The organism is Micromonospora sp. NBC_00821, from assembly GCF_036347035.1.
In the GTDB taxonomy this organism is placed as follows: Bacteria; Actinomycetota; Actinomycetes; order Mycobacteriales; family Micromonosporaceae; genus Micromonospora; species Micromonospora hortensis.
On sequence record NZ_CP108880.1, the window covers coordinates 5,515,976 to 5,530,705 of the forward strand.

Sequence of the window (14,730 nt, forward strand, 5' to 3'; positions counted from 1 at the left end):
ACTCACCGATGATGTCCCGCCGTTGCTGCTCAGCGCGGATAGACCACGAACTTGGGCGCGGATCCGCCGGTCGACGGCGGCACCCGGTAGTGACGCAGAGTGAACTGCATCATGTCGCGGAACGCCGGATTGGCGATCGCCGCGCCCCCACCGTTGGGCGCGTAGACGAAGACGGCGATCACGTACCGGGGGTTCTCGGCGGGGGCCATCCCGATGAACGAGGACACCTCACCGGGCTGCTTCTTGCCGTTCACCAGCCGCCACCCGGTGCCGGTCTTGCCGGCGACCCGGTAACCGGGGACCGCGGCGGTGACGCCGGTGGCGTGGTCGACGGTGGTGACCGCCTCCAGCATGGTGCGCAGGGCCGCGGCGTTCTGCGGGCTGAGCACCGACCGGGTCACCGGGGCCGGCCCGGGGGTGCGCTTGCCGTCCGGGCCGATCACCTCCTTGACCAGGTGCGGCTGCACGTACGTGCCGTTGTTGGCGATGGCGGCGTACGCGGCGGCCATCTGCAGCGGGGTGGCGTCGACGCTGTGCCCGATCGGCACCGACCCCTGCGAGGATTCGCTCCACTCGTCGGCCGGCAGCAGTCGCCCGCTGGCCTCCCCGGGCATCCCCTCGCCGGTGGGCTTTCCCAGCCCGAACCGCTTCTGGTAGTCGATCAGCCGGTCCGGACCGAGCTCGTCGGCGATGGTGATCGTGCCGACGTTCGACGAGAAGGCGAGCATCCCCGGCACGCTCATCCGTTTGCCGTTGGCGGGGTGCGTGTCGGAGAACCAGGTGTCGCCCTTCTTGATGCTGTTGGCGATCGGCAACGTGGTGTCCGACGTGATCACTCCCTCCTGCAACGCCGCGCCGTAGGTGATCGCCTTGTGCACCGAGCCGGGGTCGACCACGAAGCTGGTCGCGGCGTCCTCCCGGGCGACCGGGTCGCTGGGCGTCGGCTTCGCCGCGTCGTAGGTGGGGTTGCTGGCCTGGGCCAGCACCGCGCCGGTGGGAATCTCCATGACCACGGCGGCGCCGGTGCCGCCCGGCGCCTGGGCCATGCCCGCGCTGAGGATCTGCTGCGTCCGGAACTGCAGGTCGCGGTTGAGGGTGAGGGCGAGCGAACTACCCGGCTTGGCGGGAGTGGTCCGGCTGTAGCCACCCGGGATGGGCGCGGCGAGGTCGCCGAGGCCGGCCTCGTACACGCGCTTGCCGTCCTGGCCGGCGAGCACGTCGTCGTAGCGGGCCTCCAGCCCCTCCAACCCGTCCATGTCCTGGCTGGTGAAGCCGATCAGGTTGGCCGCCAGGTCACCGCCGGGCACCTCGCGACGCTCGTCACGGTGCACCCCGATGCCGGGCAGCTCCAGCGCCTGCACGCGCTTGGCGGTCGGGATCTCCACGCCCCGGGCCAGGTAGGCGAACGTGGACGACTTGCCGTTCTCGAGCTTGCGCGGCTTCATCAACTCCATCAGCTTCGACACCGGGATGCCGAGCAGCGGCGAGAGCGCCTTGGCGACGGCGGCGGAGTCCTCCACCTCGGTCGGGTCGGCGTACACGTACCGCGCCTCGACACTGCGGGCCAGCGGCGCGCCGGTGCTGTCGTAGATCCCGCCCCGCGGCGCCGGCAGCTCGACAGTGCGGAGTCGGTCGGCGATGCCGCCCCCGGCGTACGCCGGAGCGTCGACCGCCTGGAGGAAGATCAGCCGGATCCCGATGGTGGCGAAGAGCGTCAGGGCGAGCACGGTGCCCAGCCGCAGCCGCAGCCGCGAGTCGGCCAGCTTCGGCGGGCGTCGTGGCTTGCGCGACGGCCGCCGGGCCGCCGGTCGGTCGGTGCGCCGCGGCGCGCGTGGCGTGGTCCGGCGGCGCGGCGGCGGCTCGTCCCCACCCGGGCCACGGGGGTTCGCGGCGCGACGGTGCGCACCACCCCACCGCGTCCGGCCGCCGGAGCGTCGCGCCGGCCGGACCGGGCGGCGGCCCGACCGCCGTCGAGCACCTGCAACGCCGGCCGGAACGGGTCACCGGACCGGGTGCTGCGCGGCGTACGCCGCTGCTCGGCGCCCTGACCGCGCGCCGGCGTGCCGCGCTCCTCGCGGACGGTCCGACCCCTCGGGGTGTACGCCCGGGCGCCGGAGATGCCCCCGATGCCCGGCTCACCGGTGCGCGGCTCGCCGTCGACGGGCCCGGCATCACGTGCAGAACCGCGCCGGGACCCCGTAGGGTCCCGGCGCGGCTCGTCCGACCTTGGTGGCACCGGTCAGCCTCCCGCACCCTGGCTGGTCACCGACGGCTGGCCGTTCGCCGGCTGCGGCACACCGATGGTCTTGCCGTCCGGCAGCCGGATGTAGCCCGGCTCGCCGGCGTCGACCAGGCCCAGCCGCTTCGCGTTGGCGGTCAGGTTGCCCGGTGCCTCGGCGTCGGCGATCTGCTTGTCCAGTTGCTGCTTCTCCAGGTCCAGTCGAGCCTGCTGCTGCTGCAACCGCTCCAGCCGGAACGCGTTCTCATTGATCTTGGTGTTGACCGCCAGGATGCCCAGCACCCCACCGACCACCAGCACCACGATCAGCGCCGCGAACGGCGCACGCGGCACCGAGATCGGCGGTGGCGGCGCCACCCGCAGCCGTGGCGGCCGGGCGCTGGTCGCGCTGGCGGCCTTCTCGACCGGTCGCAGCGCGGCCGTGCCCTGAGTCGGGAACTCGCGCGCCCCCCGGGCGCGAGTCTCCCCCTGCCGATTCGTTCGATCGATGCGTGGCGTACCGTTTCCGAGGCGCGGAGCCCGCTCCGCCGCGATCCGGCCCCCCGACCGCGGTGCGCGCTGCCCGCCGCCGGTGACGTCCCGGCGGTCGCGCTTGTCAATGCTCATGTCCCCTCCCCCTCAACGTCCGTCCCTCTAGCCGTCCCGGTGCCCCTGACCCCCCACGGATCAGGCGGACCCCGTGCCCGGTTGGTGCATTCCCTTCACCCGTCGGCGAGACCGTTCGCGGTCGGTCCGCCCCTGTTCTGTCGCGTTCGGGTCGAGTCGCTCCGCGGCCCGCAGCCGCACCGAGGCGGCCCGCGGGTTCGCGGCGACCTCCGCCTCCCCCGGCAGTTCGGCGCCCCGGCTGAGCAGCCGGAACGTCGGACCGGACCCGGGAAGCTCGACCGGGAGGTCAATCGGGCCCTTACTGCGGACCCGGTCCGTGAGGGCCGCCTTGGTGAGCCTGTCCTCCAGCGAGTGGTAGGACAGGACCACCATGCGACCGCCCACGGTCAGTGCGTCGAGTGCGGATGGCAACGCTGTCTCCAGCGCTGCCAGCTCTCTGTTTACCTCGATCCGTAAAGCCTGAAACGTTCTCTTTGCCGGGTGCCCACCCGTTCGTCGGGCTGGTGCCGGAATGGAGTCCCGAACCAGCTCCGCAAGCAACGCGGACGAGGTGATCCGGGCCCGCTCCCGCTGCCGGATGATCGCCGAGGCGATCCGACCGGCGAACTTCTCCTCGCCGTAGACCCGCAGCACCCGGGCCAGGTCCGGATGGGCGTACGTGTTGACCACCTCTTCGGCGGTCACCCCCCGGGTCTGGTCCATCCGCATGTCCAACGGCGCGTCCTGGGCGTACGCGAACCCGCGGTCGGGCGCGTCCAACTGCAACGACGAGACACCCAGGTCGAACAGGATGCCGTCGATGGCCGGATAGCCCAGCCGGTCGAGCACGTCCGGCAACTCGTCGTAGACGGCGTGCTCCAGGTGCACCCGATCGGCGAACCGCGCCAGCCGGACCCGCGCGTGAGCGAGCGCCTCGGTGTCCCGGTCGAGCCCGATCAGGACCGTCTCCGGATGCGCCTCGAGCACCGCCTCCGCGTGCCCGGCGAGACCGAGCGTCGCGTCGACGTAGACCGTCCGGCCGCCTCGACCCAGCGCGGGGGCCAGCAGCTCGAGACACCGCTCGAGCAGCACCGGCACGTGCGTGCCGCGCAACTCCCCCATGATGACCCCCACTGGTTGAAACGTCCGTTCTTCTCGTGCGCCTGTCGTCGGACGGCGCTGCCGTCGTACCGCCAGATCCCCATCCGCTCCCGCCTGACACCGGACCGTCGCCCAATGACTGGATCGTGCGCCTGGCACCGGGGAAGTGATGCCAGGAACTCGAAAGCGGCTGGAGATCTCGCAGTACGTCGGGCGCCGTTACCGCCCTACAGACCGCCGGGCAGCACCCCCTCCTCGATGTCGGCGAAGTCGTCTTCGCTCTCGGCGAGGTAGGCCTCCCAGGCGACCTTGTCCCAGATCTCCACCCGCGTGCTCGCGCCGATCACCACCAACTCGCGGTCCAGCGCGGCATAGGCCCGCAGGTGAGCCGGAATGGTCACCCGGCCCTGCTTGTCCGGAACCTCGTCGTGCGCGCTGGCAAAGAAGACCCGGCTGTAGGCCCGGGCCGCCTTGTGGGTCATCGGCTGTGCGCGCAACTGCTCCGCGATCCGCTGGAACTCAGGGGTCGGGAAGACGTAGAGGCAGCGCTCCTGCCCTTTGGTGACCACGACACCCCCCGCCAGCTCATCCCGAAACTTGGCCGGAAGGATCAACCGGCCCTTTTCGTCCAGGCGCGGAGTGTGGGTGCCGAGAAACATCGGCCCAACCCCCTCGCCCCTGAGCGGCGTTCGCGGCGCCGCTGACCCCCCGGGCCGGTGAGCCCTCCCGGCCTCACCATTGGTCCCCACTCTACTCCACTTCCCTCCACCCGCAACCAAATACGCCCGCGTGGCGCGCCTGACCCGGCGACAAAACCGCACGTCACGAGGGGTGGAGCGGAGTGGAGGGCTCCGGCCGCCCCTCGGCGTGGTCCGCTTTCCGACATAGATCGACTCCGTCCGGGGGACGCCGACCCGGCCGCCCGCGCAGCCACCACGGCCGAACGGTTCACAGTCGGCGGCGATCTGGTGGGGCCGGCGGTCCGGTAACCTCGCTCGCGTGACGGACGCGAAAATGCCCCTACGGGCCAAGGTGGCCAGCTCCGTGTCACGGACCGCCGCGGCGCTCTCCCGGGCCGCCGGCCGTGGCGACGGTTCGGTGATCGGCGGGTGGATCGGCCTGAAGATCGACCCGGACCTGCTGGCCCACCTGTCGGCCGGGCGCGCTATCGCGCTCGTCTCCGGCACCAACGGCAAGACCACCACCACCCGGTTGACCTCCGCCGCTGTCGGCGTGCTCGGCCGGGTCGCCACCAACTCGTTCGGCGCCAACATGCCCAGCGGGCACACCTCGGCGCTGGCCAAGGCCGGCAGCACCCCGTACGCGGTGCTGGAGGTCGACGAGCACTACCTGGCCCAGGTGCTGGAGGCGACCGAGCCGCACGTGGTCGCGCTGCTGAACCTCTCCCGCGACCAGCTCGACCGCGCCAAGGAGGTCGCCATGATGGCGCAGCTCTGGCGCGCGGCGCTGGTCCGGCACACCAACGTACGGGTCGTGGCCAACGCCGACGACCCGCTGGTGGTGTGGGCCGCCACCCCACCGGGCGACCCCACCCGGGGCATCAACCCGCCGCACGTGACGTGGTTCAGTGCCGGCCAACGCTGGCACGACGACTCCTGGGTCTGCCCGGAGTGCGGCTCCACCATCCAGCGCTCCGGCGAGCAGTGGTGGTGCACCGGCTGCCCGCTACGCCGACCGGAGCCGCACTGGGTCGTCGAGGACGAGGGCGTGCTCGACCCCACCGGCGCCTGGCACAAGGTCTCGCTCCAACTGCCCGGCAAGGTCAACCTCGGCAACGCGGCGACCGCGCTGGCCGTGGCCGCCGAGTTCGGCGTACGCCCTGTCGACGCGGTGTCCCGCCTCGGCATCGTCACGTCGGTGGCCGGCCGCTACGCACAGGTCGACAAGGACGGGCGCAACATCCGGCTGCTGCTGGCCAAGAACCCGGCCAGTTGGCTGGAGGCGTTCGACATGGCCGACGACGCGCCGACCCTGCTCTCCATCAACGCGCGCGACCCCGACGGTCTGGACACCTCCTGGCTGTACGACGTCGACTTCGCCCCGCTCCGCGGCCGGCAGGTGTTGATCACCGGCGACCGGGCATACGACCTGGCGGTTCGACTGGACGTCAACGACGTGCCGTTCCAGCACGTCCGCACGTTCGACGACGCACTCCGGTCGGTCCCGCCCGGCCGGCTGGAGGTCATCGCGAACTACACCGCGTTCCAGGACATCCGAGCGGAGTTGGACCGTGTCATCTGAGAGTCTGCGCATCGTCTGGATCTACCCCGACCTGCTCTCCACCTACGGAGACCGGGGCAACGCCCTGATCCTCGCCCGTCGCGCCCGTCAGCGTGGGATGCCGGTCGAGGTGCTGGAGGTCCGCTCCGATCAGCGGCTGCCCGCGACCGCCGACATCTACCTGGTCGGCGGCGGCGAGGACGGCCCGCAGGCGCTCGGCGCCCAGCGGCTGCTCGCCGACGGCGGCCTGCACCGCGCGGTCGCCCAGGGCTCGGTCGTGTTCGGCGTCTGCGCCGGCTACCAACTGCTCGGCACCTCGTTCTTCGCCAAGGGTGTCCAGTGCCGCGGGCTGGAGCTGCTCGACCTGCAGTCCGACCGGGGTGAGAGCCGAGCCGTGGGTGAGCTGGCCGGTGAGATCGACCCCCGGCTGGGCCTGCCCCCGCTGACCGGTTTCGAGAACCACGGCGGCCGCACCCACCTCGGCCCGGAGGTTTCCCCGCTGGCAAGGGTCACCGCCGGCGTGGGCAACAACGGCGCCACCGAGGGCGCGTGGCGCGGCAAGTTGCTCGGCACCTACTCGCACGGGCCGGCGCTGGCCCGCAACCCGGCCCTGGCCGACCTGCTGCTGCGCTGGGCCACCGGGGCACACCAACTCCCGCCGTTGGACGACACCTGGTCGGACCGGCTCCGCAACGAGCGCCGCTCCGCGGTGGCCGCCGCCCGGGCATGATCCGCGCCGTCCGGCGGCTGCTCCGGCAGCCGTCGGCCGCCCGGTTCGCCCTGCTCGTGCTGCTGATCGGCGGGTGTGGGTTACTGCTGCTGCTGGTGCCCCGGCCGGATCCGGCGCAGTTGCCGCTGGTCGCCGACCGGCTCGGCGACCTCGCCCCGGTGGCGGCGATCCTCGGTGGTGCGCTGTTGCTTGTCGCGCTGGTGCCCCGGACCTTCATCACGCTCGCCGCAGGTGCGATCTTCGGTCCGCTGGAAGGTGCCGCGTACGCCCTGGGCGCCGCGCTGGTGGCGGCGGCGATCGGGTTCACTGTCGGCCGGTTGCTCGGTCGGGAGTTCGTCGCCGAGCGGGTCCGCGGTCGCCTGGCCCGCCTCGACGGCTGGTTCGCCCGGCAGAGCGTGCTCGGTGTGGTCACCGTTCGACTGCTGCCGATCGCCGGCTTCGGCCTGGTCAGCTATGGCTACGGCACGACCGGCGCCCGGGTGCTGCCGTTCCTGGCCGGCAGCGTGATCGCGTCCGCGCCGACCGCCTTCGGCTACGCGGCGATCGGCGCCGCGGTCAGCTCCCCGGGGCACGTCAACTGGTACGCCGCCGCCCCGGCCAGCCTCGGTCTGATCGCCAGCCTGGTGCTCATCCACCAGTGGTGGCGCGCAGAACGCCGCCGCCGCTCCATGCCGGTCTGACCCGCTGCGGAGAGCCGAGCGGACCCCCTGCCACCTGCTGACGTCGATGACAGGATCCTGTCGGTTGGGCGGTGGTAACGGCCGGACGACGATCCCGCCGGCAGGGCATCGGGCAGCGCCGGCGCGATCTAGCGTCTGCGGCCATGATGCCCTTGCCTCGAGCCAGGATCGGTTCCCGAGCCATCGTCCTCGTCGCGGCCCTCGCCGCGGCGCTGCTCGCGGCGTGCACGCCGGGCGACCCACCGGCCGCATCGTCGCCGCCCGCCACTGCCGAGGCACCGCCCGCGACACGGGTGACCGCCCCACCGCTGGCCGACTTCTGCCCGGTCGCCATGCCGCCGAGCTGGCAGGACGCGATCCGTGACAGTCGCCTTCCCCAGGAGCCCGGGGAACGATGGGCGGCGCTCACCCCGGCGCCGGATGGTCGCTCCGCGTTCGCCACTGTGCAGCGCGGCGGCTCGATGACGCTGGTCTGGCAGGAGAAGGACGGCCGACGGCGGGAGGTGGCCACCATGCCAGACATGTTCACCTTCCCCCTGTGGGGCGTCTTCGACGGGCGCTGGCTGGTGTACGCGCGCAGCAGCCTCATGCGAGCGGCACCCCACGGCGGCGGCGGCTCCGAACTGTTTGCCTGGGATGCGGAGTCGGGGACCGCACCACGGCAGGTGCTGGGCACCGCGGACTTCCTCTTCCGGCCCCCGTTGCGCGACGGGAAGCTCGCCGTCACCAGGATCCTCGGCGAGGACCGGAACGAGCTGACCCTGCACGACCTGGCTGCCGGGACGGTCCGCACGGTGGCCACCGGCCCGGTGGGCGGTGTCGGGTTCCACGGCGCCGACCTGCTCTGGTTCGATCGGGCCACGGGTCGCCTGAACGCTGTCGGTCCGGACGGTAAGGCTGGGTCCGCGCCGCAGCCGAGCCCGGGACCGGGCACCACGGTCGACGTGACCACCGACGGCCGGACCACCGCCTGGGTGTCCCGCGACGAGCGCACCCTTACCGTCTGGCGACCGGACTGGGCGGCGCCGGTCCGCGCGTTCCGGGTGACTTCTCCGCCGGCCACGGCCGCCGCTACCTCGTTGCCACCGGGCACCAGGCCCCCGACCGTCGACCCCTTCCACACGGTTGCCACGCCCACTGCCGTCGGGGACCTGGTGATCTTCCAGTACCACCTGGGTTGGTACGTGGCCGACCTGCGAACCGGGTCGTACGTGCGGCTGACCGCCGATCACGCCCACGCGGTCGCCTCGGGCGAGGCGCTGCTGGTGGACCCGGACAACAACTCGGACCCCGCACAGCAGCATGCGTACTCGCTGCTGCGCCCGGACCGACTACCGCCACTGCCGCCCTGCCCGTGAGCACCGGAGCGCAACGCCGGGCGGCTGGTCTGGCTGATCCGGCGACTGCACGAGCCGGCTGTGCGGCGGCCGGCGGAGATGCGCCGGAGAACGTTATGACTCAGAGGCATGTTTATGCCTCTGAGTCATAACGCTCAACGCGGTGCCCACCTGCGTGGACGTCACGGTGCCTATCGCTCGCCGTCAGGCGACGACCGAGACCATCCGGCCCTTGACCACGATGACCTTGCGCGGTTCCTTGCCGTTCAAAGTTGCCGCCACCGCGTCCAGGGCCGCCGCGCGGACGCTCTCCTCGGAGGCGTCGGCGGGGACCTCGACGCGACCACGGACCTTGCCGTTGACCTGCACGGGGTAGGTAACCGTGTCGGCCACCAGCAGCGTCGGGTCGGCAATCGGGAAGTCCGCGTACGTCAGTGAGGTGTCGTGGCCCAGCTTGCGCCACAGCTCCTCGGCCACGTGCGGGGCGAACGGCGCCACCATCAGCACCAGCGGCTCGGCCACCTCGCGGGGCGTGGCCGACAGTCGGGTCAGCCCGTTGGTCAGCTCGATCAGCTTGGCGATCGCGGTGTTGAACCGGATGTTGTCCATGTCGCCACGGACCCCGTCGATCACCTTGTGCAGCAGCCGACGGGTCGCCTCGTCGGCCGGGTCCTCGGTGATCCGCAGGGCACCGGTCTGCTCGTCGACGACGGCCCGCCACACCCGCTGCAGGAACCGGTACGAGCCGACCACAGCCCGGGTCTCCCACGGGCGGGAGACCTCCAGCGGGCCCATCGACATCTCGTACACCCGGAAGGTGTCCGCGCCGTAGGCGGCGCACATGTCGTCGGGGGTCACCACGTTCTTCAGTGACTTGCCCATCTTGCCGTACTCGCGGTTGACCGCCAGGTCACCCAGGTAGTAGGCGCCGTCGCGCTCGAAGACCTCCTCGGCCTGCACGTAGCTGCCGCGCGAGTCGGTGTACGCGTACGCCTGGATCATGCCCTGGTTGAACAGCTTGCGGAACGGCTCGAACGACGACACGTGCCCCAGGTCGAACAACACCTTGTGCCAGAAGCGCGCGTACAGCAGGTGCAGCACGGCGTGCTCGGCGCCTCCGACGTACAGGTCGGTGCCCCCGCAGTCACCGTCGGCGCGCGGACCCATCCAGTACCGCTCGTTCTCCGCGTCGACGAACCGCTCGCTGTTCGTCGGGTCCAGGTAGCGCAGCTCGTACCAGCAGGAGCCGGCCCACTGCGGCATCACGTTGGTTTCCCGGGTGTAGCGCTTCGGCCCGTCACCCAGGTCCAGTTCGACCTCGACCCAGTCGCGCCGCCGGGACAGCGGGGTCTCCGGGTTGCTGTTGGCGTCGTCGGCCTCGAACGTCTTCGGGGAGAAGTCGTCGACCTCCGGCAGCTCGACCGGCAGCATCTCCTCTGGCAGGGCGATGGCCGCGCCGGTCTCGTCGTAGACGATCGGGAACGGTTCGCCCCAGTAACGCTGCCGGGAGAACAGCCAGTCGCGCAGCCGGTAGGTCACCGCGCCGGTGCCGTGCCCATTCGCCTCCAGCCAGGCGATGATCGCCGCCTTGGCGTCGGCGACCCCCAGGCCGTTCAGGTCCAGGCCGCGCTCGGGCGCGGCGCTGTTGATCGCCGGGCCGTCCCCGGTGTACGCCTTGCCGTCGAAGCCCTCCGCCGGCTGCACGGTACGGACGATGGGCAGCTCGAAGACCTCGGCGAACGCCCAGTCCCGCTCGTCCTGCGCCGGCACCGCCATGATCGCGCCGGTGCCGTAGCCGGCCAGCACGTAGTCGGCGATGAAGATCGGGATCTGCCCACCGGTGACCGGGTTGGTGGCGTACGCGCCGATGAAGACGCCGGTCTTCTCCTTGCTGTCGGACTGCCGCTCGACGTCGGTCTTGGCGGCTGCCGCCTTGCGGTACGCCTCGACGGCCTCCCGGGGGCCGGCGTGCCCGCCGGTCCAGGCGTCCCTCGTCCCGTCCGGCCAGCTGGCCGGCGCCAGCGTGTCGACCAGCTCGTGCTCGGGCGCCAGCACCATGTAGGTGGCGCCGAAGACGGTGTCCGGGCGGGTCGTGAACACCCGCACCGGCGCCGCGCTGGTCGGGAAGTCGATGTGGGCGCCGGTGGAGCGGCCGATCCAGTTGCGCTGCATCAGCTTGATCGGCTCGGGCCAGTCCAGGCTGTCCAGGTCGTCCAGCAGCCGGTCACCGTAGGCGGTGATCCGCATCATCCACTGCTTCAGGTTGCGCTTGAAGACCGGGAAGTTGCCCCGCTCGGAACGGCCGTCGGCGGTGACCTCCTCGTTGGCCAGCACGGTGCCCAGCCCCGGGCACCAGTTCACCGGCGCCTGCGAGACGTACGCCAGGCGGTGGTCGTCGACGACCTGGCGGCGCTCGGCGACGCTCAGCTCGGCCCAGGCGCGGCCGTCCGGGGTGGGCCGGTTACCGCCCTCGAACTCGGCGATCAGCTCGGCGATCGGACGGGCCCGGTTGGCGTCGCTGTCGTACCAGGAGTTGAAGATCTGCAGGAAGATCCACTGGGTCCAGCGGTAGAAGTCGGTGTCGATGGTGGCCACCGAGCGGCGCTCGTCGTGCGCCAGCCCCAGCCGGCGCAGCTGCGCCTTGTACCGCTCGATGTTCGCGACGGTGGTGGTGCGGGGGTGGGTGCCGGTCTGCACCGCGTACTGCTCGGCGGGCAGGCCGAACGCGTCGAAGCCCATCGCGTGCAGCACGTTGCGGCCGGCCATCCGCTGGTAGCGGGCGTAGCAGTCGGTGCCGATGTAGCCCAGCGGGTGGCCGACGTGCAGGCCCGCTCCGGAGGGGTACGGGAACATGTCCAGCACGTACAGCTTCTCCGCGCCGGCGCGTGGATGGGTCGGGTCGGCAAACGGGCCGGTCGGGTTCGGTGCGTGGAAGGTGCCCTCGCGCGCCCAGATGTCCTGCCAACGAATCTCGATCTCGTCGGCCAGGGCCGCGGTGTACCGGAACGGGGGAATGTCGCCCGCCGGTGCGGCTGCCTCACTCATCGTCTCTCCTCGCTTCGCTTCGCTTCGTCTCGGCACCACCGGGCCGGGCCGGCGGCGGGCACAAAAAAGCCCCTCGCGCAGGAGGGGCCGCCGTGCTGTCGCTGGGTTCAGCGCATCAGCACGGCCCGGTAAGAAGCAGGAAGACTCCGGCCATGCCCCGCAGTGTACCTCTTCCACGGTTCGCCCTGCCGGCCCCCGGGCGTTGTCGAACCCGTTCCCCCGAGCTGGCGAATATCGGTGCGTAACCGACGGACTACCTGCGGGGGTCGGCGATAACGACAAACATGGTTAGCCTGAGAGACTAGTGAGATTCCTGCGGCAAACGAGGCTCGACGTCGCGAACCCAACGGCGGGTCCAGGTGCTCTCTAGAGAGCTGCCGTGACGGCGACGAGGAGGAGGCCCGTGACACAACAGACCTGGGACGAGGTGGGCGGCCTGTTGCCGCACGACGAGTTCCGCGCCGCCAGCGAGGCCATCGTGGCCAACATCGAGCAGGTCATCGAGGGTAAGACCGCCACAGTGCGGCTCGCCCTGGCCGTCCTGCTCGCCGAGGGTCACCTCCTGATCGAAGACGTCCCGGGTGTCGGCAAGACCAAGCTTGCCAAGGCCCTCGCGCGGTCCATCGACTGCACGGTGCGACGGATCCAGTTCACCCCCGACCTGCTGCCCAGCGATGTCACCGGGGTCAGCGTCTACAACCAGGAGACGCACGACTTCGAGTTCCGCCCCGGCGCCGTGTTCGCCAACCTGGTGGTCGGCGACGAGATCAACCGGGCCTCGCCGAAGACCCAGTCGGCGTTGCTGGAGTGCATGGAGGAACGGCAGGTCACCGTCGACGGGGTGACGTACCAGCTCCAGACCCCGTTCATGGTGATCGCCACCCAGAACCCGATCGAGATGGAGGGGACCTACCCGCTGCCGGAGGCGCAGCGCGACCGGTTCACCGCCCGCATCGCGATGGGTTACCCGGACTCGCACGCCGAGCTGGCCATGCTCGACGGGCACGGCGCCACCGACCCGCTGCACGAGCTGCGCGCGGTCTCCGACGCGGCCATCGTCCGGCAGCTGATCGCCACCGTCCGCCAGGTGCACGTGGCGGACGCGGTCAAGCAGTACGCGATCGACCTGGTCACCGCCACCCGCGAGGCCCCCGACCTGCGGCTCGGCGCGTCCCCCCGGGCGACCCTGCAGCTGTTGCGCACCGCCCGGGCGGTCGCCGCCCTGGAGGGCCGCGACTACGTCCTCCCCGACGATCTGCAGGCCCTGGCGGTTCCGGTGCTCGCCCACCGGATCATCCCGACCGCCGACGCGCAGCTCGCCCGGCGCACCACCGACGCGATCGTCTCCGAGCTGGTGCACCGCCTGCCGCTGCCACACGACCGGCAGCGCAACCCGTACGACACCCGGCCCCCCGCCACCGGCAACGGTCGCGCGCCCTACGAGCCGCGGAGGCCATGACGTGCGTGCCGGGCTACGCGGGCTGACCACCCGCGGGCGGTCCTTCCTCGCCGCTGCGGTCGCGGCGGCGATCTCCGCCGGCATCCTCGGCGAGAAGGACCTGCTCCGGGTGGCTGTGCTGTTGGCCATCCTGCCGTTGCTGGCCGCCGCCTACGTCGGGCGGAGCCGCTACAAGCTGGCCTGCAACCGTTCCCTGGACCCGCACCGGGTTCCGGTCGGCGCCAACTCCCGGGTGGTGCTGCGCCTACAGAACCTCTCCCGGCTGCCGACCGGCACCCTGCTCCTGGAGGACCGGCTGCCCTACGCGTTGGGCAGCCGGCCCCGGGTGGTGTTGGAGCGGCTCGGCGCCCATCAGGCCAGCTCCGTGGCGTACACGGTGCGGGCCGACGTGCGGGGCCGCTACGACGTGGGCCCGCTGGTCGTCCGGATGACCGACCCGTTCGGCCTCTGTGAACTCACCCGCTCCTTCCCCAGCACCGACCACCTGACGGTCATCCCGCAGGTCACCCCGCTGCCGTCGGTCCGGCTCCCCGGGGAGTACGCGGGCAGCGGCGACAGCCGGGCCCGCTCGGTGGCGGTGCACGGTGAGGACGACGCCGCGACCCGGGAGTACCGGCGCGGCGACGACCTGCGCCGGGTGCACTGGAAGTCCACCGCCCGCACCGGTGAGCTGATGGTGCGCCGCGAGGAGCAACCGTGGGAGAGCCGGGCCACAGTCGTCCTGGACACCCGGGCGTACGGCCACCGGGGCGAGGGGCCGACGGCCAGTTTCGAGTGGTCGGTCTCGGCCGCCGCGAGCATCGCCGTCCACCTGCGGCAGGCCGGTTACAAGTTGCGCCTGGTCACCGGCTCGGGGGCAGATGTGGACGCCTCGGAGGCCGGCGGCGACGGCGCGCTGCTCGATCACCTCGCGGAGGTCCGACTGGATCAGCGCGCCGAGGTCACCGGCCTCGTGCAGCGGGTCCGCCAACGCGCCGACGGCGGTCTCATCATCGGCCTGTTCGGCACTGTGAGCATCGCCGAGGCGGAGCTGCTGGCCGGGCTGCGGGGCAACGGCGCCACCTGCGTCGGCTTCCTCCTGAACAGCTCCACCTGGCTCAGCCTGCCGGAGAAGGCGCGGGCCGAGGCGGAGCACGCCCACGCCGCCGCCGTCCTCGCCATGTTGCAGAGTGGCTGGCGGGTGGTCGGCGTCGACCACGGCGGCCGGCTGCCGGCGCTGTGGCCGCAGGTCGGTCGGGGTGCCCAGGGGTTCGCCCTGCGAGCCGCGCTGGCCGAGACGGTCGCCGGCGGTGTGCGATGAACGGAAGGCTCCC

General features: G+C 71.8%; 10 protein-coding genes and 1 pseudogene. 6 read left to right on the forward strand and 5 right to left on the reverse strand.

What is annotated here, in order from left to right:
• Positions 1-29: 29 nt before the first annotated feature.
• From OHB44_RS25035 to mraZ, 4 genes and pseudogenes are all read right to left on the reverse strand, one after another.
• Complete coding sequence (locus OHB44_RS25035; protein WP_442932624.1) at positions 30-1,727, reverse strand: peptidoglycan D,D-transpeptidase FtsI family protein; 1,698 nt, start codon at positions 1,725-1,727, stop codon at positions 30-32.
• 512 nt (positions 1,728-2,239) lie between these two features.
• Positions 2,240-2,845: a hypothetical protein gene (locus OHB44_RS25040; RefSeq protein WP_210785713.1), complete on the reverse strand. Its 606-nt coding sequence runs from the start codon at positions 2,843-2,845 to the stop codon at positions 2,240-2,242.
• A gap of 63 nt (positions 2,846-2,908) precedes the next feature.
• Positions 2,909-3,946: pseudogene (gene rsmH / locus OHB44_RS25045) on the reverse strand (16S rRNA (cytosine(1402)-N(4))-methyltransferase RsmH); the annotation flags it as partial.
• Positions 3,947-4,152: 206 nt separating this feature from the next.
• Complete coding sequence (mraZ, locus tag OHB44_RS25050) at positions 4,153-4,584, reverse strand: division/cell wall cluster transcriptional repressor MraZ (RefSeq protein WP_238682869.1); 432 nt, start codon at positions 4,582-4,584, stop codon at positions 4,153-4,155.
• A gap of 355 nt (positions 4,585-4,939) precedes the next feature.
• Between mraZ and OHB44_RS25055 the strand changes: the two genes are divergently transcribed.
• From OHB44_RS25055 to OHB44_RS25070, 4 genes are all read left to right on the forward strand, one after another.
• The gene (locus OHB44_RS25055; RefSeq protein WP_266305298.1) at positions 4,940-6,187 is read left to right on the forward strand and encodes a MurT ligase domain-containing protein; all 1,248 of its coding nucleotides are present in this window, start codon (positions 4,940-4,942) and stop codon (positions 6,185-6,187) included.
• The gene (locus OHB44_RS25060) at positions 6,177-6,896 is read left to right on the forward strand and encodes a type 1 glutamine amidotransferase (protein WP_238682868.1); all 720 of its coding nucleotides are present in this window, start codon (positions 6,177-6,179) and stop codon (positions 6,894-6,896) included. The genes OHB44_RS25055 and OHB44_RS25060 overlap by 11 nt, the downstream gene beginning before the upstream one ends.
• A complete protein-coding gene (locus OHB44_RS25065) occupies positions 6,893-7,576 on the forward strand; it encodes a TVP38/TMEM64 family protein (RefSeq protein ID WP_238682867.1) in 684 nt (227 codons plus the stop codon). The genes OHB44_RS25060 and OHB44_RS25065 overlap by 4 nt, the downstream gene beginning before the upstream one ends.
• Before the next feature lie 143 nt (positions 7,577-7,719).
• Positions 7,720-8,934, forward strand: a complete 1,215-nt coding sequence (locus OHB44_RS25070) for a hypothetical protein (RefSeq protein ID WP_330438443.1) — start codon at positions 7,720-7,722, stop codon at positions 8,932-8,934.
• Positions 8,935-9,117: 183 nt separating this feature from the next.
• On the opposite strand, the gene leuS is transcribed toward OHB44_RS25070, so the two are convergent.
• Entirely contained in the window at positions 9,118-11,958 is a 2,841-nt protein-coding gene (gene leuS, locus OHB44_RS25075; RefSeq protein WP_330438444.1) for a leucine--tRNA ligase, read from the reverse strand.
• Positions 11,959-12,361: 403 nt separating this feature from the next.
• Here leuS and OHB44_RS25080 point away from each other — a divergent pair, with 403 nt between their 5' ends.
• A complete protein-coding gene (locus OHB44_RS25080) occupies positions 12,362-13,417 on the forward strand; it encodes an AAA family ATPase (RefSeq protein WP_238682864.1) in 1,056 nt (351 codons plus the stop codon).
• Between the two features lies 1 nt (position 13,418).
• Entirely contained in the window at positions 13,419-14,717 is a 1,299-nt protein-coding gene (locus tag OHB44_RS25085; RefSeq protein WP_238682863.1) for a DUF58 domain-containing protein, read from the forward strand.
• The last annotated feature ends 13 nt before the right edge of the window (positions 14,718-14,730 follow it).